Here is a 22,876-nt window from a genome sequence, read left to right on the forward strand (position 1 = left end):
ATCACGCCTCCCATCCGTTGGAGCGGATCCAGACTTCGCAGCACCCTTTGGCAAGCTCGCGCACGCGGCCGATATAGGCCTGCCGCTCGGTGACCGAAATCACCCCGCGCGCATCCAGAAGGTTGAAGGTGTGGCTGGCCTTGATGCACTGCTCGTACGCGGGCAGCGGCAGGTTGGCGGCCATCAGTTTCTTGCATTCTTCCTGTGCTTCGGCAAAGGCGCGGAACAGATTGTCCGTATTCGCATGCTCGAAGTTGTAGGCCGACTGCTGCTGTTCGTTTTTCAGATACACGTCGCCGTACGTTTTCCGTTCTTTAGGATCTGTGGCGCCGTTGAAATCGAGGTCGTAAACGTTATCGACGCCCTGCACGAACATGGCGAGGCGCTCGAGCCCGTAGGTCAGCTCACCCGAGACAGGCTTGCAATCAAAACCGCCGACCTGCTGGAAATAGGTATATTGGCTGACTTCCATGCCATCGCACCAGACTTCCCAGCCCAGCCCCCAGGCGCCGAGCGTGGGGCTTTCCCAGTCGTCTTCCACGAAGCGCACGTCATGAAGGGCGGTGTCGATGCCGATGGCTTTCAGGCTGCCGAGATACAGTTCCTGCATGTTTTCCGGGCTCGGCTTCAGGATCACCTGGAACTGGTAATAGTGCTGCAGGCGGTTCGGGTTTTCGCCGTAGCGACCATCCTTCGGGCGGCGCGAGGGCTGCACATAGGCAGCTTTCCACGGATCAGGCCCGAGGGCGCGCAGCGTCGTTGCCGGGTGGAAGGTACCAGCACCCATTTCCATGTCATAGGGCTGCAGGATCACGCAGCCCTGATCGGCCCAGTAATTCTGGAGCGTCAGGATGATCTTCTGGAAAGGCATGCCGCCTTTGGCTGGAGCGCTGGACATTTAAGAAAAACCGACTCTGGTGAAATTTTTATTGCGCCGCAACCTAGCCGCCGCAGGCAAGACGGTCAAGCGATAGAAGTGCCGGAAGGCGGCGTTCCCCAAGGCTTTGGTATTATCGCCGGGCAATCCGTGAAAGGCACAGGGCCTGTCACGCTGTCAGCACGATGGGTGCACCCTTTGTCACCACAAAGGTATGCTCGAATTGGGCGCCGTGTCCGCCGGAGGAAAGCCGCAGCGTCCAGCCATCGTCATCCTCGTAATAATCGCGGCTGTGGGTCGCAAGGAAAGGCTCGATGGTCAGCACCATGCCTTCCTTGAGGATGCCCCGGTCATGGGCGAAATATTCGTTCGCAACGGTCGGTTCTTCATGGATCCAGCCGCCGACGCCGTGGCCGTTCAGGCCCTGCACAATCTTGTAACCGGCGGTTTTCGCCTCGCCGGAGACTACACGGCCGATCTCGTTGATCCGCGCACCCGCTTTCGCGGCCAGCATGGCCTTGCGCTGGGTCTTTTTCGTGATGTCCAGCAACCGCTGCAGCGCGGGATCGATGGCGCCAACCCCGAAGCTTGCGCCCGTGTCGCCGAAATAGCCGTTCTTTTCAGCCGATACGTCGATATTGATCAGCTCGCCTGCCTGCAGCGGCCGGTCGTTCGGGATACCGTGGGCCACGGCATCACCCACCGAAATGCAGGTGAAGCCGGGAAAATCATAGGCGAGCATCGGGGCCGAGCGCGCGCCCGCCGCCTTCAGCATCTCGCCGCCGAGGATATCAAGCTCGCGCGGGGTGATGCCGGGGCGGATTGCCGCGGCCATCGCATTCAGCACATCGCGGCAGATACCGCCGATCTCGCGAAGACCCTTCAGATCGTCGTCATGATCAACCGTCATGGCGTTTCACCATCGCGGATCTGCTCGTGGTGGCGGATCACTTCCTTGATGATGAACTGCAGGAATTTTTCGCTGAATTCCGGGTCCAGATTGGCGGAATGGGCGAGCGAGCGCAGGCGCTCGATCTGCAATTGCTCCCGCGCCGGGTCAGCCGGCGGCAGGCTGTGCTCTTTCTTGTAGAAGCCCACCTTCTTGGTGATCTTGAAGCGCTCGGCCAGCATGAAAACGAGGGCCGCATCGATATTGTCGATGCTTTCCCGGTATTCTGTCAGTTTGCGCTGGTGATCTTCCTGCATAAAACCTGCCTTATAGTCCGAACCTGTTCCAGAAAAGCCGTTCCTCGATGGCGGCCAGAAGCCCGCCCGCCCAGTCGGCTGGCGCGGGGGCTTCGCGTGACGAGGAGCCGAGCCCGAAAAGCGCACCAAGGCGCGGCTTGCGCTCGCCGATCACGCGGAAACGGACCCGCTTGCCGAAGCGCGTGCGCATCAGGCTCCGCACATCACCGATCCCGTCGATGAGGCCGAGCTTGACGGCTTCCGCCCCCGTGAACACGTCACCCGAGAAGATTTGCGCCCGTGCGCCCTTCAGCCGGGCGCCGCGCCGGTCACGCACCATCGCCTTGAAATTCTCGTGGATCGCCGCCTGGATGTCCTTCAGCCGCGCCACATCCTCCTCCTTCGTTTCGGAGAAGGTATCGAGCATGGCCTTGCGCTCACCCGCTGTGTAAAGCCGCCGTTCGATCCCGAACCGCTCGATCACCGCCTTCAGCCCGAAGCCCGAGGAAATAACCCCGATGGAGCCGACGATGGACGCCTCGTGCGCGAAAATCTCGTCGCCCGCAAGCGCCAGCATGTAGCCGCCCGAGGCCGCCACATCTTCGGCAAAGGCGATGACCGGCACATTCTTTTCAACCGCCATGGCGCGGATGCGCTGGGCGATGAGCGCCGACTGCACCGGCGAGCCACCGGGGGAATTGATGACAAGCGCCACAGCGGCAAGGCCGGAGGTCGAGAAGGCCTGTTCGATCAGCGGGGCGAGGCCGGCGATATTGAGCGTGCGCTGGAAGCGACCGCCGCCGGGCGAAATCACGCCGGTGAGCCGCAGAACCGCCACGCGCGGGCGCGGTTCGCCAAAAAAGCCGCGCCACAGGCCTTTCACCGTGTCGCGGGCCTTTTCATACGGGGTTTGCGGCAGATCGGAGCCGCTATCGTCAACATGTTCCTGCATGAGAGTTGATTAGCCGCTTTGTCGGCCCTTCGCAAAGGCTTTCAGGTCCAGCGGTTGCATCTGACGCAGGACTGATTCCGCCTCGGGCGTATTCAACCCGTCGGCGCCGTGCATCACCATGCCGGGCAGCAGGTGCGCCACGCCCCGCGTGCCCTTGCGCGCCTGAATGATCACGCGCTTCGCCGGGACACCCGCCTTCGACCACATGGGAAAGATCGTCAGGTCCCCCGCCTGCCGGTGAAGCAGCGCGATCACCTCGTCCATCCGGTCAGCCCGGTAGACGATGCTGATCGTGCCTTTCGGCTTCACATGATGCAGGCAGAACCGGATCCAGTCTTTCAGGCTGCCGGTCAGTTCCATATTGGCGAGGCCCTTGTTTGTCTCCGGTGAGCGGATCGCCTTGCCCGCAGCCAGATAGGGCGGATTGACCATCGCATGGTCGTAAACGCCTTCGGGGCCTGAAAGGTCGGTGATACAGCCCTTGCGAACCCTCACTTGGCCGCCCAATCCGTTCAGCTCGATATTGCGGCTGGCGAAGGCGAGCATCTCGTCTTGCAGCTCAACGCCGTCCACCATCACCCCCGGCACCCGGCGCGCGAGGCAAAGGGACGCCCCGCCAGTGCCGACCCCGCCTTCGATCACCCGTTCGCCTGCCTTGGCGGGCACCGTGGCGGCCAGCATCACCGTATCCATCGAAACGCGGTAGCCATCGCGCGGCTGCAGGATGCGGATGGCACCCCCCAAAAGATAATCGAACGAAGCCCCTGCCTCATCGAGGCCGGGGCGGCTTTCGTCGTCACTTGCGAGCCTTGTATCGGGCACGGAGAGAAGGTCCTCGCGGAAGATTGATGCTTGGCCGGAGTGTAGCCTGAAAGGCGGGCACGTCAAAGGCAACTCGCGCTGGCCACAGCACCAGACACTGCGGCAATGGCGCGCAGCTTGGCCGCTTATTCTTGCAACGCGCGGGCGGCAGCCTTATTGTCCAGCCCGAAGCCAACCATCCAGTACCGCTTACAAGAGGCCCAATATGCCCGCCAACCTTGCGCCCGTTCAGAGTGCCGAAAAAGTCAAAGCCGCCGCTGCCGCGATCGATGCGCTGCAAGCCCTGGTGGCTGATGACATGCGCGAGGTGAACAAGACAATCATCGACCGCATGCAAAGCCCGGTCGTGCTGATCCCGCAACTGGCCGGCCACCTGATCGCCTCGGGCGGCAAGCGCCTGCGTCCGCTCCTGACCCTCGCGTCGGGCCAGCTGATCGGCTACGAAGGCCGCCGCCATATCAAGCTCGCTGCCTGTGTGGAATTCATCCACACCGCGACCCTGCTGCACGATGACGTAGTTGACGAATCGAAACTGCGCCGGGGCCAGGAAACCGCGAACGAAATCTGGGGCAACCAGGCAAGTGTGCTTGTGGGCGACTTCCTTTTTTCCCGCGCGTTCGAACTGATGGTGGAAGACGGCAATCTCCGTGTCCTCGCCATCCTTTCCCGCGCCTCCTCGATCATCGCCGAGGGCGAGGTGCTGCAGCTGACGACCGCGAATGACCTGTCGACCAGCGAAGACACCTACCTGGAAGTGATTGCAGCCAAGACCGCGGCCCTTTTTGCTGCCGCCTGCGAAGTAACCGGTGTGGTTTCCGAGCAGGGCGAGAAGGTTGAAGAGGCCCTCGCCGCTTATGGCCGCTATCTCGGCATCGCTTTCCAGATCGTTGATGACGCGCTTGATTATTCCGCCAAGCAGGCAACGCTCGGCAAAACCGTGGGCGACGATTTCCGAGAGGGCAAGGTGACGCTGCCCGTGCTGCTCGCATGGCGGCGCGGCACCGATGACGAGCGCACCTTCTGGCGCCGCACGATGGAAGACCTTGACCAGCAGCCGGGCGACCTTGAGCGCGCCATTCACCTGATGGGCCAGCACAATGCGCTCGCCGACACGCTGGAACGCGCCCGCCACTATGGCGCCATGGCCAAGGATGCGCTGGCCATCTTCCCCGCGTCCGACGCCAAACAGATCCTGATGGGCGTCGTCGATTTCTGCATCGAACGGGGCTATTGAGAAAAGCAATGCACGGGGTGAAAAAGCCCCTTGCGCACCCCCGCCCCGGACGTTATACAGACGCCCGCGCTAACACGCACCCTCGTCCCAGTTCGACTATACCATCGGGGAATAGCTCAGCCTGGTAGAGCACTGTGTTCGGGACGCAGGGGCCGGAGGTTCGAATCCTCTTTCCCCGACCAATATGGAAGCCGCTCCTTCACCGAAGGGGCGGCTTTCGTGCTTTTGGGGGCCTCAATCCGTGCCCGGATCGACCACGGTTTCCATCACCGCGAAGGTGGAGGTGTGGGAAACGTGCGGCAGCGACGAGATTTTCTCGCCAAGCACGGTGCGGTATTCGGTCATGTCCTTGGTGCGCACCTTCAGAAGATAATCGAAGCTCGCCGCCATCATGTGGCACTGGGTAACCTCAGGGATCTTGCGGACGGCATCGTTGAAGGCATTCAGCGCTTCGGACCGCGTGTCCGACACGGTCACCTGCACATAGGCGATATGGCCGGCCGCGAGCTTGGTGTGGTTGATCAGTGCCGTATAGCCGAGGATATAGCCGTCCCGCTCCAGCCGCTTCAGGCGGTTCAGGCACGGGGTTTTCGATATCCCCACCTTTTCAGCAAGCTCGGTTACCGTGATCCGCGCATTCTGGCGCATCTGGCGGATGATATTCTGGTCGATCTTGTCAAGTTGCACTATATTGCCCGCTTTCATGGATCAAAATATACGCCATCATAATCAACAATGGTCCATTCGTCCATTTTTTGGCGCACTATGGCACAAACGCACTTAAATGTTTCTGGTATGATATCGGCCTGATTTCCCCGCCGACCGGAGACACCGCCATGGCCGACAACAACAAGAAACCAAGCCTTTCCGACCGCCGCGCCGCCATCCGCGCCCATTATCTGGCACCCGAGGCCGAAATGGTGACGACGCTGCGCTCGATTGCCGATTTCACGCCCGAGATGCGCGGCCGCATCGCAGCAGCGGGCGCCGAGCTTGTCTCGCAGGTGCGCGGCACCACCACGCCGGGCCTGATGGAAGCGTTTCTGGCGGAATATGGCCTTTCAACCCGCGAGGGCGTGGCGCTGATGTGCCTGTCGGAAGCCCTGCTCCGCGTGCCGGACAGCACCACGATTGACGAGCTGATCGAGGACAAGATCGCCGGTGGCGCGTGGGACGACCATCTGGGCCAGTCGATTTCCGGCATCGTCAACCTGTCGAGCTACGGCCTCAAGATCACCGCAGGGCTTTTCGAGGAAGGCACCAGCGACCTGACCGACACGCTGCGCGGCCTTGCCCGCCGCCTCGGTGCGCCTGCCGTGCGCTCGGTCGTGAAGCTCATCATGAAGGAACTCGGCCGCCAGTTCGTGCTTGGCGAGACCATCGAAAAGGCCACGACCCGCGCCCGCACGCGCGAGGCCGAAGGCTTCCGCTACAGCTATGACATGCTGGGCGAAGCCGCAAAAACCGCTGCCGACGCCGAAACCTTCTTCAAGGATTATATGAAGGCGATCCGGCACCTGACGCCGATCTGCAAGGGTGACCATGCCTCCAACCCCGGCATCTCGATCAAGCTTTCGGCGCTGCATCCGCGGTACGAATGGGCGCACCGCGAGCGCGTGATGGCGGAACTGGCGCCGAAGGTGCTCGATCTCGCCATTGCCGCCAAGGCCGCCAACATGGGCCTCAATATCGATGCAGAGGAGGCCGACCGGCTCGATCTCTCGCTTGATATCATTGAGCATGTTCTGGCGAGCCCTGCCCTTGCCGGGTGGGACGGTTTCGGCATCGTTGTGCAGGCTTACGGCAAGCGCGCCATGTTCGTGCTTGATCATCTCTATGACCTTGCCACGTCGCTCGACCGCAAGATCATGGTGCGGCTGGTGAAGGGCGCCTATTGGGACGCCGAAATCAAGCGCGCACAGGTGCTGGGTCTCACCGGTTACCCGGTCTATACAAGGAAGCCGCATTCGGACATTTCCTATGCCGCTGGTGTGCGCAAACTCAGGGGCATGCTGGACCGCATCTACCCCCAGTTCGCCACCCATAATGCCCACACGGTCGCTACCGTGCTCGAGCTGTTCGACGGTGTCGATACCGGCAAATACGAGTTTCAACGCCTGCACGGCATGGGCCAGTCGATTTATGACGTGATGCGCCGCGACCGGGGCATCAACTGCCGCATCTATGCGCCCGTCGGCGTGCACCGCGACCTTCTGGCCTATCTCGTCCGCCGCCTTCTTGAGAACGGCGCGAACTCAAGCTTCGTGAACCAGCTTTATGACGACAAGGTCTCGCCCGAAAAGGTAGCGAGCGACCCGTTCGAAATGGCAGCCATCGCCCCCAAGGAAAGCCTGCCGCTGCCGCCCGCGCTGTTCGGTGAAGGTCGGGTCAATGCCAAAGGTTTCGACCTCAACGATCCGACCACGCTGGATGCGGTGGAAGCAGCCCGCGGCGCCTTCCGCACCCATCACTGGCAGGCCGGCCCGCTGGTCGCCGACATGGCCGGGGTGAAACGCCCGAGCCATCATGTGATCAACCCCGCGGACCCGAAGGATGTTGTCGGCACGGTGACCGATGCGGTCGCCGCCGATATCGATGCAGCCTTCAAAGCCGCCGAAGCCGCCCGCCCCGGCTGGGCCGCCCGCAAGGGGGAGGAGCGCGCCGCGCTTCTTGCACGAGCCGCCGACCTGATGGAAGCCCGCTCTGGCGAGATTTTTGCCCTTCTCGCGCGCGAGGCCGGCAAGATCATGCCGGACGCGGTGGCCGAGCTTCGGGAAGCGGTCGATTTCCTGCGCTATTATGCGAAGGAAGGCCGCCACCATCCGACTTACCGCAAGCCGCGCGGCACCTTTGTCTGCATTTCGCCCTGGAACTTCCCGCTCGCTATCTTCACGGGCCAGGTTGCAGCCGCCCTTGTCACCGGCAACACGGTGATCGCCAAGCCGGCCGAGCAGACCCCGCTCATCGCCTTCCTTGCGGTTTCGCTGCTGCATGAAGCCGGCGTGCCGCTTGCCGTGCTGCAACTGCTGCCGGGCGACGGGCCGACCGTCGGCGCACCGCTCACCGCACATGCCGGTGTCGGCGGGGTCTGCTTCACGGGCTCGACTGATACCGCCCGCGCCATCAACCGCGCCATTGCCGGCACGAAAGACGGCACCGTGCCGCTGATTGCCGAAACAGGCGGGCTGAACGCCATGATCGTGGATTCGACCGCCCTGCCCGAACAGGCGGTGCGCGATATCCTTGCCTCCGCGTTCCAGAGTGCGGGCCAGCGCTGCTCGGCGCTGCGCATCCTTTACCTGCAGGAAGATATCAAGGACCGCTTCCTGACCATGCTTTATGGTGCGATGGACGAACTCTCGATCGGCGCGCCTTGGCACCATATCACCGATGTGGGTCCTGTGATCGATGCCGAAGCCTATGACGGCATCATGAGCTATATCCGCGAGCAGGCGGCAGCGCGCCGCGTCGTCCGTTCGCTCGATGTGCCGGACGCCGGCTTCTTTGTGCCGCCAACCGTGGTGAAGGTGAGCGGCATCGAAGATATGCCGCGCGAGATTTTCGGGCCCGTCCTTCATATCGCCACCTTCAAGGCCGAAGAGCTGATGGATGTGGTGGAAGCGATCAATGCCAAAGGCTTCGGTCTCACCATGGGCCTGCATTCGCGGATCGATGACCGCGTGGCCGCGGTGAAGGCCGCAGCCCACGTCGGCAACCTCTATATCAACCGCAACCAGATCGGCGCCGTTGTCGGCTCGCAACCCTTCGGCGGCGAGGGCCTTTCCGGCACCGGCCCCAAGGCAGGCGGGCCGAACTATCTGTTCGCCTTCACCACCGACAAGCCTGCCTTGCCTTTTGTCATCCCCACCGCAGACACGCTGCCGCAGGGTGAGCTTCTGAAGGCGATGGAAGCCCTGTCGCGCCGCCGCAGCCCACGCAGGCCCGATCCCAAGGCGCTGCTTGCCGCCTTTGCCTCGGCCTTCCCGGATCACGCCGACGAGTTGGCGTCCGTGGTTTCAGACCTTTCCGAAATCTTCCCCGAAAGCGTCAGCCTGCCCGGGCCTGCCGGAGAGGACAATATCCTCACCTACCATGCCCGCGGCCCCATCGTGGCGCTTGGCCCCGATGCCCGTTCGCTCATACTGCAAGCCTTCCAGGCAATGTGGTTCGGCAACCCGCTCCTGGCGGTCGCAAGCGACTTGCCCACGGCCACCGGGCTGATGTCACTGGTGCTCGATTTCGCGGTCGAGGTGCGTCACGGCAAGACGGACGCCGCGAGCGTGGCGAAACTTCCCGGCATCGCTGCCGTCGCCTACGCGCGGGCGGATGATCAGTCGGCAGCGCTCCGCCTGGCCCTCGCCGACCGCAATGGCGCGCTCGTGCAGCTGATCGACATGCCCTTCATGCCCAACCGTTATGTGCACGAACGGCACCATTGCACTGACACCACGGCATCGGGTGGCAACGTCACGCTGATTGCCGCCGGCAGCAACCTCTGAGCAGCCAAAACACCGGAGTCGCGACCCCGCAAAGCAGCCCGGGCGGCATAAACCATAGTTTGCCGCCCGTAGTGTCCCATATTCGGACACACCCCCTGCCATCAGTTTCAATATTTTGTAGAAAAGCTACCCCTGAAACACTACGGGTATGGGAATACACTAGTGCAATCTATGCGATAACAGGTCAAAATTGACAAAAATTTACTAATTGTTTACTAATATATCCCTTCTCAGTTCCAAGTTCTGTTTTCCGAGTTCCGATTGAATGTCAACCGGGGCGCTGGCCCGCGCGCTTAGCCCCGACATCAGGAGCGGAAAGATGAAACTCCGTTTGAAGACTCTGCTCGGATCAAGCGCGCTGGCGCTTGGCCTTGCCCTTATCCCTTCAGGTGCAGTCTATGCCGACACCTGCACCGGTAACTGCGGCACTTTGGGCGCCAATGGCGTCGTCACCACACCGCCGGTCGGCGGTGACTATACCTATGTTTCCTCCTCGGGCGGCATCGGCGGCGTCGGTCAGATCGACGGTGTCGGCGGTACCGATGGCTCACTGTATGAGACTTCGAGCTTCACGGCCAATGAAGGGTCGGTTCTGGAATTCTATTTCAACTTTGTCACCTCGGATGGTGCCGGTTATGCAGATTATGCATGGGCAGCCCTCAATGACGGCGTTGATGACCTGATCCTTTTCACCGCCCGCACCACCACATCAGGCGACACGGTACCGGGCTTCAGCTTGCCGGGCCTTGCACCGGGTGTGGTCCTTGACCCGACATCGACCCCGATCATCGGGGGCGGCCCTGTCTGGTCACCGCTCGGCGGCTATTCCGGTTCATGCTACAATGCCGGCTGCGGCTACACTGGCTGGGTCAAGTCGACCTACACATTCGACACTGGTGGCATGTACACCCTGAAATTCGGGGTCACCGACTGGTCAGACGGGATTTATGACAGCGGCATGGCTTTCGCCGGCGCCCAGATCGATGATGAAGGCATCGGCGATATCGGCACCCCGCCGCAAGGTGGCATCCCCGAACCCGCCACATGGCTCATGATGATCATGGGCTTTGGCATGGTTGGTCTTGTCTCCCGCCGGCGTGGCAGCACGCTGGAAGCCCGGTCCGCCTGAGCCGGAAGGGTCCTGACGAGAGACAGAAAGCCGGGGTGCCCGCCCCGGCTTTCTTTTTGCCTGCAAACATGCCCCCTGAAAGGCGGGCTAGCGGGCGCGGCGGAAGGTCAGGTTGATGCGCATCTCACCCGTGCGCGCATGGAATCCCGGCGCCAGCTTCTTCACCCCGTGATAGGCATGCCGCGCCGGGCCGCCGAAGACGAGCACATCACCGTCATAGAGCGGGATTTCGGTCGGTGTGCCGCCGCGCACATTGCCATACAGCTGGAATGTGGCCGGGATGCCGAGCGACACGGAGACGATGGGCCAGCTTTTGTCGGCCTCGTCCTGATCGATATGCGGGCTGAGCCGTGTACCCGGCACGTAACGATTGATGAGGCAGACATCAGGTTCGAAGGCGTCGAATCCTGCTGCTCCGGCCGCGCACGCGGCGAGGTTTGCCATCACCGCGGGCATCGCAGGCCAAGGCTTGCCGGAAAGCGGATCGTTGGGGCTGTAGCGATAGCCCGCGGGCTCCGACACCCAGCCGAGCGCGCCGCAATTGGTCATCGCCACCTGCATCTGCCGGCCGCCGGGCGTCGTCATGTGCCGGAAGGGTGCCGCCGCCACCAAAGGGGCAACGGCATCCAGCAGCACGTCGCTGTCGGCAAAGCCGGCAAGCAATACGACACCCTCCCGGATCACCTCCCGTGCAGGGCGCAGCGCGGCGAAAAGATCAGCCATCACGCCTCCTAGCGGGCATCATGGAAAATGATCCCGAGCGTGGCGCGGTGGCCGGAAACGATATCGCTGACCCCGTGGCGCAGCGTGGCGCGGTGATAGCCCCGGCTGCCGAGGCGCGGGCGTTCATTCACCGCAAACACCACGGCCTCGCCCTGTCGCAGGGGGATGACCGACGTGCGCGATTGCATGCGCGGGGTATTTTCCACCAGTACAAACTCGCCGCCCTCGAAATCCCGGCCGGGTTCCGACAGCAGCACCGCGACCTGGAAGGGAAAATAAATGTCCCCGTAAAGATCCTGATGCAGCCGGTTATAGTCCCCCGCCTTGTAGCGCAGCACGAGCGGTGTGGGCCGCACCTGCCCGTTCGCATGGCAGAGCGCAGCATAATCCGCATGGCTTGCGGGATAGGCAGCCTCCACCCCCAGCCGCTCAGCCCATGTTTCGGCGGCGGGTACAAGCTGTTCGTATAGCCCGGCCCGCAGATCGCCGATCAAATTGGGAAGCGGATAGGAGTAATATTTATATTCCCCCATCCCGAAGCCGTGGCGGGCCATATGGATGTGGCTGCGAAAGCCGGCCTCATCGTCGAAGCCCGCCTGCAACCCCTCGCATTCGGCACGCGAAAGAAGGGGCCCGAGGGTGGCAAAGCCGCGGTCAAGCAGCGCAGTCCGCGCCGCCGTCCAGTCGATACCGTCGATGCGGCTGGACAGCGGGAAATTGGCGGGCGCATTCATTGGTTGCCCTCCCGGCTCAGCAGCGTGCGCTTGCGCGCCACGCCCCAGCGATACCCGCTAAGCGAGCCGTCTGCCCGCACCACCCGGTGGCAGGGGATGGCAACGGCGATCCGGTTGCTGGCGCAGGCCCGTGCCACCGCGCGCACCGCCGCCGGTTCGCCAATTGCTTCGGCAACCTGCTTGTAGCTTGCCGTTTCACCAGCCGGGATCGCCTGCAGGGCCGCCCACACGCGGCGCTGGAACGCGGTGCCGGCGATATCGAGCGGCAGTTTCCCTGCCCCCTCGCCCGTTTCCACAAAGGCGAGCGCTGCCTTTACCCAGTCGCCAAAACGTTCGGTCGCGCCTTCAAAGCGGGCTTCGGGGAATTCCGCCACGAGCGCTGCCTGCAGGGCCTGTTCGTCATCGCCGAACTGGATGGTGCAAACGCCCACGTCGGTCGCACCCACAAGCATGAGCCCGAGCGTGCAGGGCAGGATGGCATAGCGGATCGTCTTGCCTGCCGCCCCGCCGCGATACTCCTTGGGCGTCATGCCGAGCATGCCTTTCGCCCCTTCATAGAAGCGGCTGCTGGCGTTGAACCCCGCATCATACAACGCCTCGGTGACCGTGCGGCTGCCCTTCAGGCTGCCTTTCACGCTGTTCGCCCTGTGGCTCGCGGCATAGGCCTTCGGCGTCACCCCGGTCACCTGTTTGAACAGGCGGTGGAAATGATAGGGGCTGAGGCCGGCGTCCGCGGCAATCATATCAAGCGTTGGCGGTGTCTCCGCTTCCTCGATAAAGCGGCAGGCACGGGCGACCATCTTTTCGCGCGCGTCCCACGCCAGCGTCTCGTTCGGCTTGCAGCGCTTGCAGGCCCGAAAGCCGGCAGCTTCAGCGTCGGCCATCGTGGCATGGAAAGCCACATTCTCGCGGCGTGGCTGGCGTGCGGCACACGAGGGGCGGCAATAGACCCCCGTCGTCGCGACCGAGAAATAGAAGCGCCCATCGGCCCGCGCATCACGCGCCAGCACCGCCCGCCAGCGGGCGTCGTCGGTATCATAGTCAGCAGCGGGCACCAGCAGGGTTCCCTTCAGATTGGCAATGTGTTTCATCCTTGTCTCCTCCTGTCGGATGTCAAGCATCGCCTGACATCTAACAGGGGGACGGGCACACAGGCGTTCCGATCCTTGCTGCCGAATTCAGAAAGTTCAGGCCGCCTATTTGCAGGCACCGCCATCCGGCCAGCCGGTCCAGCCCGGCCCGCGCACCGCCCGGCCCGGCTTGGCGCCGGTGTGGGTGCCATCCTTGACTACCTGCACACCATTCACGAACACGTCGCGCACACCGGTGGCATATTGGGCAGGATTGTCATAGGTCGCATGGTCGCTGATCGTCTTCGGGTCAAAAACCACCACATCGGCGAAATAGCCGGGGGTGAGGAGGCCCCGTTCCTTGAGGCCAAGGTTCGCCGCCGGCATGCCGCTCATCCGGTGCACGGCACTTTCAAGCGTCGTCACGCCTTCGTCCCGCACATAATGGCCGAGCAGCCGGGCAACGTTGCCATAGGCGCGCGGATGGTTGTTCGATTGCAGGAAAACGCCTTCGGTGGCAGGGGCTGCCTCGTCCGAACCGAAGCTCATCCAGGGCAATGCCACGGCGCGCTTCACATTCGCCTCGTCCATCAGGAAATAGATGGTGCCGACGCGGGAATTATCCTCCACGACCAGATCCATCGCCGTTTCCTCGGGGCTTTTGCCGCGCAGGGCCGCGACCTCGGCCAGCGTCTTGCCGGTATAAGGCTTCAGGTCCGGATTCTTGAACCCGGCGAGCAGCACGCGGTCCGGCCCGCCTGCCGAGTAATAAAGGTTTTCCCAGCCGTCGCCCTTGGCCTGCATTTCGGCCGCCACACGCGCACGGATATCAGGGTCCTGCAGGCGCTTGCGCCATTCTTCCAGCCCGCCGGCCTGCACCCAGGTGGGCATGGCGGCATCAAGGCCGGTCGCGCCCGCCGTGTAGTTATACATATCAGCCGTGATGCGCAGCCCCTCGGCACGGGCTTTCTCGACCCGCTCGATCGCCGCATCGATCTTGCCCCAGTTATCGCGCCCGCCCTGCTTGAAATGATAGATTTCAGCCGGCGCCCCGCTCTCGCGCGAGATGGTGATCAGCTCGTCGATGGCTTCCAGAAGCTGGGTGCCTTCCGACCGCATATGGCTGATATACATGCCGCCGCACGCCGCCGCTTCGGACACGAGCGCCACCAGCTCATCGGTTTCCGCGAAGGTGCCGGGGGCATAGATGAGCGACGAGCCCACCCCCATCGCGCCTTCCTTCATGGCGTCGCGCACCAACGCGCGCATGGCGGCAAGCTGCTCGGGTGTCGGGTCCACATCGCCTTCACCCAACTCATGCACCCGCACGGTGGCAGCGCCCACGAACGAGGCGATATTGGGCGAGACGCCGGCTTTTTCCATCCGGTTGAAATAATCACCGAGCGTCGTCCAGTCGATGTCATATTTGATATCGCCCTGTCGCTCGGTCTCCAGCCGTTTCATCTCATCGTTGAAGGGGCCCATCGAGCTGCCCTCGCCCATGACCTCAAGCGTCACGCCCTGCAGCACGTCCGACATGGCGCGGCCATCGGCAATGAGGGACTCGTTCGCCCAGCTGAGCATATTGATGAAGCCGGGCGCCACAACAAGGCCGGTGGCATCGATCTCGCGCTTGCCCTTCGCGGGGCTTGTTCCCTTCACGACCGCGACGACCTTGTCGCCGTCGATCACCACATCGCCTACAAAGCCCGCAGCACCCGAGCCATCGACAATCTCGCCGCCCCGGATGATCAGACTATGGCTTTCCGGCGCCTTCTCGCCGCAGGCAGCCAGCGACAGGCCAAACGCAAACAGGAACGGCAAAGGCCGCGCAATCGACATTTTCATGGAAATTCCCCCAATCCACAGAAGCCAAAGGCAATAGCCTCAGGCTGCCGCGCGGAGGGCATTGATTGCAATGATTTTCTGGGATGGATAGCGGTCCAACCAGCAAAAAGCCGCTACGGATGAAGGAGAGAATGAATTAACCTTTAATTAACTTTTAAGTTGATGACGCCACACGCTGCATGATATCTCAGCCTATAAGAATAAGGCGTTTCAGGCAGAACCGCCCATTACCGGGATCACTCGATGCTGGGCAGCTATACACAACAGGCGAGCACTGCATTTTGCGCTCCACCAACTACTTATTGTTGGCGGGCCAAACGAGGCGCCGCGTATCAAAATTGAATTCAGAGATACTGGAGGAATCTGTTAATGCTCATCAGTGTGACACGCTCTCTTGGCAAACTGATCGTCGCAGGTGTTTTTTCTACCTGCACATTCTCAAGTGGGGCTCATGCCGCCGCATATATCTTCACGGGAGATGCAAACTTCCAGAATAACTCCACCCTTATGGAAGCGTTTGGCGTCAACAGCAACACCAGCTTTACCGCAACGCTTACAATTGATGAGCATCAAACCTCCGATGACGCACACCCTGAGGGGACATTTAGTAACGCCAGCTATACATACGACCATGCTTACTACGACTACGAGACCTTCAACTGGTCGATTGGTGACTTAAGCTGGACCCACAATGGCACCTATAGCAACTTCGTATATGACGCTGATCGTGACGCTGTGTATATCCGAGATGGTGTTGCCGGCGCCATTGCCGATCTTGTTCTCGTTAGAGGGCAATCCGATCAGACATTTGACAATCTCACCATTCTAGTCGACTGGGTTATTGCTTTTAACTACGACATAGCTACCTTTTCTGGCATCAATGCAAACCAGATTGACAGCTGGAGCAATGTAAACTCAAGCGCTTCTGGACAGATAAATACAAATCTCGGCGACATCCGCCTCTCTAACGTCACCATGACAAAACTGACGACTGTAACTGGCGTCCCGGAGCCCGCAACTTGGCTGATGCTCCTGATGGGCTTTGGCCTTACTGGGGTAGCTGTAAAGAGGCAGAAGGCGAAGCTGATAATCTAGGCCGAACTCAACAACAATCACCTACTAACGAAGCGCCTACGGGCGCTTTTTATGTTGGTCACGCCTTAGGACAGTCATCCGCTCGGCACCCATCGCAAATCCAAACAGCAAAAAAGCCGTTGGCGAACCAACGGCTTCTTTAATCATTCCGCTACGAATGGCGGAGAGGACGGGATTCGAACCCGCGAGGGGCGTTAGCCCCAACTCGCTTAGCAGGCGAGCGCCTTAAGCCACTCGGCCACCTCTCCGCCGCCGTGGATACAGAAGGCGAAACCCCAAGTCAACGCCAGAAGCGCGGGGAGTGACAAATATTCGAAAGGCGGGGTTCGGCGGGCTTGCGAGCAGGTGACATGCCGGGGAAGACCCACGGCATGCCACCCGTCAGGGACCGAGCGACTAGGGGAAGCTGGTGCGTATTCGGCCCCTGACGTCATCGGGATTTCCGCCAGGAGGACCCCTTTGACCTGCCCACTATGACGCGGGCCGAAACGCGTTTCTTTGAGCTTTGTCAAATCTTGCCCTCAGGGGGCGACAAAAGCTTCGATCATCCGGCGGATCACCGGCTGCACCCCGGCTGCCAGTGCAGGGTCATATCCGAAGGGCTGGCTCTCATCCATATAAGTGCATTGGGCGAGCTCCAGCTGGAAGCTTTCAACCGGCCCCGCCGCCCGTCCGTAGCGGCGGGTGATATAGCCGCCCTTGAAACGGCCATTGAGCACGGCGCTGTATCCTTCAGCGGCCTCGGCCACCAAGGCCACACGCCGTTCGCGCTCGTGCCCACAGGTGGCGCCAAGGTTGGTGCCAAGGTTGAAATCCGGCAGGCGGCCTTCAAAGAAGCGCGGCACGCGGGAGCGGATCGAGTGCGCGTCCCAGAGAAGCGCATGGCCATGTTTTGCCACCACCCGCGCAATCTGGGCCTTTAGCGTTTCATGATAGGGCTTCCAGATCAGGCTCACGCGGCGCCCCACCTCCGCCCTGTCCGGCGTGCGGCCGGGCAGATAGAGCGGTTCTTCCGCGAAGGTGGAAGTGGGGCAAAGCTCGGTCACATTCTGCCCGGGATAGAGGCTGGCACCCGAGGGATCACGGTTGAGGTCGATCACATAGCGGCTGTAGCGGGCGATGAGGCGCGTCGCCCCCATATCAGCGGTGAAATCATACAGCCGCGGCAGGTGCCAGTCGGTATCGGCCAGCACCGGGGCCGCCGCCGTCATGCCCTCCACGAACTCGCCAAGCTCCGTCCCCACATGGGGGAAGGAGACGATAAGCGGGCTTTCACCTTCATGGAGTTCGAACGGTTCGGTCATCAAAGCGCCTCACTGCCCATATGGTCGGACGGCAGCAGGCCGTCAACCGACAGGTTGAAGCGCCCCTCGGCCACGAGCTTCCTGACGCCTTCGATATCGGGCGCGAAATAGCGGTCCTGCTCGTACGTTGCGGCAATCGCACGCACCGCCGAATAGCCATCTTCAATCGCCGGGCTGGAGGTCAACGGCCGGTGGAAATCGATGCCTTGGGCTGCCGCCAGAAGCTCGATCGCGATCACTGCATCGCAGTTGAAGGCGATGTCAGCAAGGCGGCGGCCAGCAAACGTCGCCATCGAGACATGGTCTTCCTGCCCGGCGGAGGTCGGGATCGAATCCACGCTGGCCGGGTGCGCGAGCGTCTTGTTCTCGGAGACGAGCGCGGCGGCGGTGACCTGCGCGATCATGAAGCCGGAATTGAGCCCGCCTTCCTTCACCAGAAATGCCGGCAGGCCGGAAAGCTTGGGGTCCACGAGGAGCGAGGTGCGCCGCTCGCTGATCGAGGCAACTTCCGATGCCGCAATCGCCAGCATGTCTGCGGCCATCGCCACGGGCTCGGCATGGAAGTTACCACCCGACAGGATGTCCTTTTCATCGGCGAAGATGAGCGGGTTATCCGTCACGGCATTGGCCTCGGTCAGCAGGGTTTCTGCCGCTTGCCGCATCAGGGTGAGGGCCGCGCCCATCACCTGCGGCTGGCAACGCAGGCTGTAGGGGTCCTGCACCTTGTCGCAGTCGGCATGGCTTTCGCGGATAGCGCTGCCCGCCAGAAGATCGCGGTAAGCGGCGGCCACATCGATCTGGCCTTTCTGGCGGCGCACCGCCTGAATGCGCGGATCGAACGGCACGTCCGAGCCCTTCATGGCATCGACCGACATGGCACCCGCCACCATGGCGGCGGCAAACATGTTTTCAATTTCAAAGAGACCGGCTAGGGCAAGGGCTGTGGAAACCTGCGTTCCATTGAGAAGCGCGAGGCCTTCCTTGGCTTCCAGCACCATGGGCTGGAGCCCGGCATCGGCGAGCCCTTCACGGGCGGGTTTAATGCCGCCCTTGGAGCGGACCTCGCCGACGCCGAGAAGAACGGCGCTCAAATGAGCCAGCGGTGCAAGGTCACCCGATGCACCAACCGACCCCTTGGCTGGAATGAGAGGATACACTTCATGCGCCAGCAAGGCCAGAAGCGCGTCGATCACGCATTGCCGCACGCCCGAGAAGCCCTGCGCAAGGCTCGCCGCCTTGGTGGCGAGGATGAGGCGCACGACGCCGTCATTCAGCGGCTCGCCCACGCCCGTTGCATGGCTGAGGACAAGATTTTCCTGCAGGCGCTGCACATCTTTGGATGCAATCCGGGTGGAAGCCAGAAGCCCGAAGCCGGTGTTGATCCCGTAGGCGGTTTCGCCGTTGGCGATCAGGTCCGTCACCGTCTGCCGCGCGGCATCAAGGGCATCGCTGCCGCCAATCAGGCGAAGCTCGGTCGGGCGTTCATAGATATGACGCAGGTCCTTCAGGCTGAAGGTGCCGGGGGCGCGGTCCATCACGTGATGTTGCATCATGCTTTCTCCCCGCGTGCCAGCATCGGCAGGTCGAGGCCTTTCTCGGCTGCACAGTCGCGCGCGATATCATAGCCCGCATCGGCGTGGCGCATCACCCCGGTCGCCGGATCGTTCCAGAGCACGCGACCGATGCGCTTGGCGGCAGCTTCCGTGCCGTCGCACAGGATCACCACACCCGAATGCTGGCTGAAGCCCATGCCGACCCCGCCGCCATGATGGAGGCTGACCCAGGTCGCGCCAGACGCGGTATTCAGAAGCGCATTGAGGAGCGGCCAATCGGACACGGCGTCCGAGCCATCCATCATCGCTTCGGTTTCCCGGTTGGGGCTGGCGACCGAACCGCTGTCCAGATGGTCGCGGCCGATCACGACCGGCGCTTTCAGCTCGCCGTTTTTCACCATCTCGTTGAAGGCAAGGCCGAGGCGGTGACGATCCCCGAGCCCCACCCAGCAGATGCGCGCCGGCAGGCCCTGGAACTGGATACGCTCGCGCGCCATATCCAGCCAGTTATGAAGGTGCGGATTATCGGGGATCAGTTCTTTCACCTTCTGGTCGGTCTTGTAGATATCTTCGGGGTCGCCCGACAGCGCCACCCAGCGGAAGGGGCCGACGCCGCGGCAGAAGAGCGGGCGAATATAGGCTGGCACAAAGCCCGGAAAATCGAAGGCATTCTTCACGCCTTCGTCAAACGCGACCTGACGGATATTGTTGCCGTAATCCACGGTCGGCACACCCGCATGATGCCAGTCCAGCATCGCCTGCACATGCACCGCCATCGAGGCTTTCGCGGCCTTGGCGACGCCTGCCGGGTCGGTCTCGCGGCGGCTGACCCATTCGTCAACCGTCCAGCCGATGGGCAAATAACCATTCACCGGATCATGCGCCGATGTCTGGTCGGTCAACATATCGGGGCGGATACCGGCCTTGACCATCGCGGGCAGGATTTCAGCGGCATTGCCAAGTACACCGACAGAGATCGCCTTGCCGTCCGCATGCGCGGCTTCGATCATGGCAATCGCGGCCTCGACCGTTTCGGCCTTGGCGTCCAGATAGCCGGTCTTCAGGCGGAAATCGATGCGGCTGGCCTGACATTCGATAGCAAGGCACGAAGCCCCGGCCATGGTGGCAGCAAGCGGCTGGGCGCCGCCCATCCCGCCAAGGCCGGCGGTGAGGAGCCATTTCCCCTTCAGGGAGCCGCCGAAGTGCTGACGGCCCATCTCGACAAAGGTTTCATAGGTGCCCTGAACGATACCCTGGCTGCCGATATAGATCCACGAGCCCGCCGTCATCTGGCCGTACATCATCAGGCCCTTTCTATCGAGCTCGTTGAAATGCTCCCACGTGGCCCAGTGCGGCACGAGGTTCGAGTTGGCGATCAGCACACGCGGGGCATCCTCGTGGGTACGGAAAACGCCAACCGGCTTGCCCGATTGAACAAGCAGCGTTTCATCCGCTTCCATGCGCTTGAGTGTATCGACGATGGTATCGAACGATTGCCAGTCGCGTGCGGCCTTGCCGATGCCGCCATAAACGACGAGGTCCTCCGGCCGCTCGGCCACCGCAGGGTCCAGATTGTTCATCAGCATGCGCAAGGGGGCTTCGGTTGCCCAGCTTTTGGTATTGAGGTCGCTGCCTGTGGGCGCATGGATATCGGGGCGGTTTTTCATTTTTCTGAACACTCACACTTTGAATTGTTGGCCCGCATTGGTGAATTGGGCGGTCAGTTCATAACGGTCGCCGGGGTAGAGAAGCCGGGCGAAGCTTGCGGGCACCGCGCCTGTCCAGGTGCGGCGCGTGATTTCAAGGCAGGGGCTGTGACGGTCGATCTTCAGGGCCACACGGTCACCGACCAGTGGCAGCACCGCGCGCACGGTATGCTCGGCCGACAGGACCGGCGCCACGCGCAGCAGGTGATCGGTGCTGGTTGTCGTCCTGTAATCTTCCGTCAGGAAGTCGGGGGCGATGGCCGGGTTCACCCAGCGTTCTTCCAACTCCACCGGTTCGCCGTCCCCGAAATGCACAACGCGCAGGAAAGCGAGCGGCTTTTCGGTTTTCATGAAATTCGCGATGTCAACGGGGGCAGCGATCATGCCCTGCTCGACGACTTCAGCCGACCAAGCCCGCCCGCGTGCGGCCAAATCATCGCGGATCGAGACGATATCGATGGCCTTGCCCCGCATGCGGCCCGGCGCCACAAAGCTGCCGAGCCCGGCGCGGCGGATCACATAGCCTTCGTCGGCAAGCTCCCGAAGTGCCCGGTTCACTGTCATGCGCGATATCTTCAGGTCGCGCACCAGTTCATGCTCGCTCGGCAGTCGGTCGCCCGCCACATAGTCGCCCGCGCGGATGGCGGTGACGATATGGTTCTTCACGATTTCATAGCGTGACTTGGGTGTGCTCATCCCTCAGTCCTCCAGTTCCAGAAGCGCGGCCAGCCGCTCGAGCGTTGCCCGGAAGCGCCCCATGATTTCGTCTTCGCGTTTGTGCCGGCCTTCGCTGATCAGCCAGTCGCCTGCCCGCATCACATGGGTGATGCCGATGGGCGCGCCCCGGAAGACAAAGGCATCGGCCACCTGCCCGTAGCGCGGCCCGGCAAGCGCCGGCGCGTCACCATCAAGCACGATAAGGTCAGCCCGCTTGCCGACCTCGATCTCGCCGCCATCGATGCCGAGCGCCGCCGCACCGCCCGCCGCCGCGCGCGCCCAAAGTCGCTCGCCCGTGTGGCCGCCGGTGCGGGGTGCCAGAACAGTCCGTTCGCGCCGGAATAGGCGCTGGCCATATTCCAGAAGCCGCAGTTCCTCGCGCGGGTCGACGCTGACATGACTGTCGGACCCGATGGCGAAGCGCCCACCGGCGTTCAGATAGTCAAAGGCCGGGAAAAGTCCGTCGCCGAGATTGGCTTCGGTGGTGGGGCAGAGGCCGGCAATCGCGCCGCGGTCGATCATGCCTTTCCATTCCGCCTCCGTAACGTGTGTCGCATGGATCAGGCACCAGCGAGCATCGATCGGCAGATGATCGAGCATCCATTCGACCGGTCGTTTGCCTGAATATTTGAGGCTGGCTTCCACCTCCCGCAACTGTTCGGCCACATGGATATGGACCGGCGCGCCGGGGGAAAGGGCATCCATCACCGCTATCGTCGGCTCGAAACTATCCGGCTTCACAGCGCGCAGCGAATGGAAGGCGAGGCCAACCTTCGCCTGTGCAGTCTGCTTGCCTGCCACATGATGAAGGAAACCCGCGAACTCGGTGGCGCTGTGCAGGAAGGGGCGTTGGCCGTCGGTGGGTGCTGCGCCGCCAAAGTCGGATGCCTCATAAAGCACCGGCATATGCAGCAGCGAAATGCCGGTTTCGGCCGCCGCCGCAAAGATCGCGTCCGACATTTCGGCCGCATGATCCAGATGGCTGTGGTGCAGATAATGGAACTCGGCGACCGAGCCATAGCCTGCTTTCAGCATCTCGAGATAGAGGCCGGCCGCGATATCCTTCAGTGCCGCAGGCGTCATCAGGCGGGCGGCCTGATACATCAGCGTCCGCCATGTCCAGAAATCGGAGGTGCCCATCGTGTAATATTCGGTGAGCCCAGCCACCATGCGCTGGAAAGCATGGCTGTGAACGTTTGCCATCGCCGGCAGCACCGGGCCATAAACCGTTTCGGCAAGCTCTGGCGACGCACCCGTTTCGATCATGGAAATGCGACCGCCCTTGACATGCAGGCGAACATTTTCGGCCCAGTCGCGCCCCAGAAGGGCCGATTTGAAGAAATAGGATGGCATGGGAATCCCTCTCGCTTGTATATACAGGTTTATACAAGGCCTCTTTCCTGTCAAGCCGTGTCCATGCTAGGCAGG

General features: G+C 62.2%; 19 protein-coding genes and 2 tRNA genes. 5 read left to right on the top strand and 16 right to left on the bottom strand.

All coding sequences use genetic code 11. From position 1 onward, the window contains the following. Nucleotide 1: 1 nt before the first annotated feature. The 5 genes from OU694_RS16190 to OU694_RS16210 form a co-directional block, all read right to left on the bottom strand. On the bottom strand, nt 2-871 hold the full coding sequence (locus OU694_RS16190; protein ID WP_308912085.1) for a glycine--tRNA ligase subunit alpha: 870 nt from the start codon (nt 869-871) through the stop codon (nt 2-4). A 175-nt stretch (nt 872-1,046) separates the two neighbouring features. Then, nucleotides 1,047-1,787 carry a type I methionyl aminopeptidase gene (gene map / locus OU694_RS16195; protein ID WP_308912058.1) on the bottom strand — a complete coding sequence of 247 codons (741 nt, stop codon included), beginning with the start codon at nt 1,785-1,787 and terminating at the stop codon, nt 1,047-1,049. Further along, a complete protein-coding gene (locus tag OU694_RS16200; RefSeq protein WP_308912059.1) occupies nt 1,784-2,083 on the bottom strand; it encodes a chorismate mutase in 300 nt (99 codons plus the stop codon). The genes map and OU694_RS16200 overlap by 4 nt, the downstream gene beginning before the upstream one ends. Before the next feature lie 10 nt (nt 2,084-2,093). Further along, entirely contained in the window at nt 2,094-3,014 is a 921-nt protein-coding gene (locus OU694_RS16205; protein ID WP_308912060.1) for a S49 family peptidase, read from the bottom strand. A gap of 9 nt (nt 3,015-3,023) precedes the next feature. After that, nucleotides 3,024-3,836 (bottom strand): tRNA1(Val) (adenine(37)-N6)-methyltransferase, encoded by an 813-nt coding sequence (locus tag OU694_RS16210; RefSeq protein ID WP_308912061.1) that lies wholly within the window; start codon nt 3,834-3,836, stop codon nt 3,024-3,026. A gap of 205 nt (nt 3,837-4,041) precedes the next feature. Here OU694_RS16210 and OU694_RS16215 point away from each other — a divergent pair, with 205 nt between their 5' ends. Together OU694_RS16215 and OU694_RS16220 are read left to right on the top strand one after the other, a co-directional pair. Beyond that, the gene (locus tag OU694_RS16215) at nt 4,042-5,070 is read left to right on the top strand and encodes a polyprenyl synthetase family protein (RefSeq protein WP_308912062.1); all 1,029 of its coding nucleotides are present in this window, start codon (nt 4,042-4,044) and stop codon (nt 5,068-5,070) included. Nucleotides 5,071-5,175: 105 nt separating this feature from the next. After that, nucleotides 5,176-5,252 (top strand) — tRNA-Pro (locus OU694_RS16220). A 52-nt stretch (nt 5,253-5,304) separates the two neighbouring features. On the opposite strand, the gene OU694_RS16225 is transcribed toward OU694_RS16220, so the two are convergent. Beyond that, nucleotides 5,305-5,760, bottom strand: a complete 456-nt coding sequence (locus OU694_RS16225) for an Lrp/AsnC family transcriptional regulator (RefSeq protein ID WP_373460460.1) — start codon at nt 5,758-5,760, stop codon at nt 5,305-5,307. Between the two features lie 146 nt (nt 5,761-5,906). Here OU694_RS16225 and putA point away from each other — a divergent pair, with 146 nt between their 5' ends. Both putA and OU694_RS16235 read left to right on the top strand, forming a co-directional pair. Then, on the top strand, nt 5,907-9,569 hold the full coding sequence (gene putA, locus OU694_RS16230; RefSeq protein WP_308912064.1) for a bifunctional proline dehydrogenase/L-glutamate gamma-semialdehyde dehydrogenase PutA: 3,663 nt from the start codon (nt 5,907-5,909) through the stop codon (nt 9,567-9,569). A gap of 319 nt (nt 9,570-9,888) precedes the next feature. Continuing rightward, nucleotides 9,889-10,698 (top strand): NF038132 family protein, encoded by an 810-nt coding sequence (locus tag OU694_RS16235; RefSeq protein WP_308912065.1) that lies wholly within the window; start codon nt 9,889-9,891, stop codon nt 10,696-10,698. A gap of 87 nt (nt 10,699-10,785) precedes the next feature. On the opposite strand, the gene alkB is transcribed toward OU694_RS16235, so the two are convergent. The 4 genes from alkB to OU694_RS16255 all read right to left on the bottom strand — a co-directional run bounded on the left by alkB (nt 10,786) and on the right by OU694_RS16255 (nt 15,073). Next, on the bottom strand, nt 10,786-11,421 hold the full coding sequence (gene alkB, locus OU694_RS16240) for a DNA oxidative demethylase AlkB (RefSeq protein WP_308912066.1): 636 nt from the start codon (nt 11,419-11,421) through the stop codon (nt 10,786-10,788). Between the two features lie 8 nt (nt 11,422-11,429). After that, nucleotides 11,430-12,155 (bottom strand): 2OG-Fe(II) oxygenase, encoded by a 726-nt coding sequence (locus tag OU694_RS16245; RefSeq protein WP_308912067.1) that lies wholly within the window; start codon nt 12,153-12,155, stop codon nt 11,430-11,432. Next, entirely contained in the window at nt 12,152-13,246 is a 1,095-nt protein-coding gene (gene ada, locus OU694_RS16250) for a bifunctional DNA-binding transcriptional regulator/O6-methylguanine-DNA methyltransferase Ada (RefSeq protein ID WP_308912068.1), read from the bottom strand. The genes OU694_RS16245 and ada overlap by 4 nt, the downstream gene beginning before the upstream one ends. 105 nt (nt 13,247-13,351) lie before the next feature. Continuing rightward, nucleotides 13,352-15,073: an N-acyl-D-amino-acid deacylase family protein gene (locus tag OU694_RS16255; protein WP_308912069.1), complete on the bottom strand. Its 1,722-nt coding sequence runs from the start codon at nt 15,071-15,073 to the stop codon at nt 13,352-13,354. A gap of 369 nt (nt 15,074-15,442) precedes the next feature. Between OU694_RS16255 and OU694_RS16260 the strand changes: the two genes are divergently transcribed. Beyond that, a complete protein-coding gene (locus tag OU694_RS16260; RefSeq protein WP_308912070.1) occupies nt 15,443-16,168 on the top strand; it encodes a PEPxxWA-CTERM sorting domain-containing protein in 726 nt (241 codons plus the stop codon). Between the two features lie 158 nt (nt 16,169-16,326). Here OU694_RS16260 and OU694_RS16265 read toward each other — a convergent pair. The 6 genes from OU694_RS16265 to OU694_RS16290 all read right to left on the bottom strand — a co-directional run bounded on the left by OU694_RS16265 (nt 16,327) and on the right by OU694_RS16290 (nt 22,801). Next, nucleotides 16,327-16,416 (bottom strand) — tRNA-Ser (locus tag OU694_RS16265). A gap of 273 nt (nt 16,417-16,689) precedes the next feature. Then, entirely contained in the window at nt 16,690-17,472 is a 783-nt protein-coding gene (hutG, locus tag OU694_RS16270; RefSeq protein ID WP_308912071.1) for an N-formylglutamate deformylase, read from the bottom strand. Then, nucleotides 17,472-19,025 carry a histidine ammonia-lyase gene (hutH, locus tag OU694_RS16275; RefSeq protein WP_308912072.1) on the bottom strand — a complete coding sequence of 518 codons (1,554 nt, stop codon included), beginning with the start codon at nt 19,023-19,025 and terminating at the stop codon, nt 17,472-17,474. The genes hutG and hutH overlap by 1 nt, the downstream gene beginning before the upstream one ends. After that, nucleotides 19,022-20,692 carry a urocanate hydratase gene (gene hutU, locus OU694_RS16280; RefSeq protein WP_308912073.1) on the bottom strand — a complete coding sequence of 557 codons (1,671 nt, stop codon included), beginning with the start codon at nt 20,690-20,692 and terminating at the stop codon, nt 19,022-19,024. The genes hutH and hutU overlap by 4 nt, the downstream gene beginning before the upstream one ends. Before the next feature lie 12 nt (nt 20,693-20,704). Next, nucleotides 20,705-21,427, bottom strand: coding sequence for a histidine utilization transcriptional repressor HutC (gene hutC / locus OU694_RS16285; RefSeq protein WP_308912074.1), 723 nt, complete (start codon nt 21,425-21,427; stop codon nt 20,705-20,707). Nucleotides 21,428-21,430: 3 nt separating this feature from the next. Continuing rightward, on the bottom strand, nt 21,431-22,801 hold the full coding sequence (locus OU694_RS16290) for a formimidoylglutamate deiminase (RefSeq protein ID WP_308912075.1): 1,371 nt from the start codon (nt 22,799-22,801) through the stop codon (nt 21,431-21,433). Between the last annotated feature and the right edge of the window lie 75 nt (nt 22,802-22,876).

This window comes from Pseudokordiimonas caeni, from assembly GCF_026719705.1.
Lineage (GTDB): Bacteria > Pseudomonadota > Alphaproteobacteria > Sphingomonadales > Kordiimonadaceae > Gimibacter > Gimibacter caeni.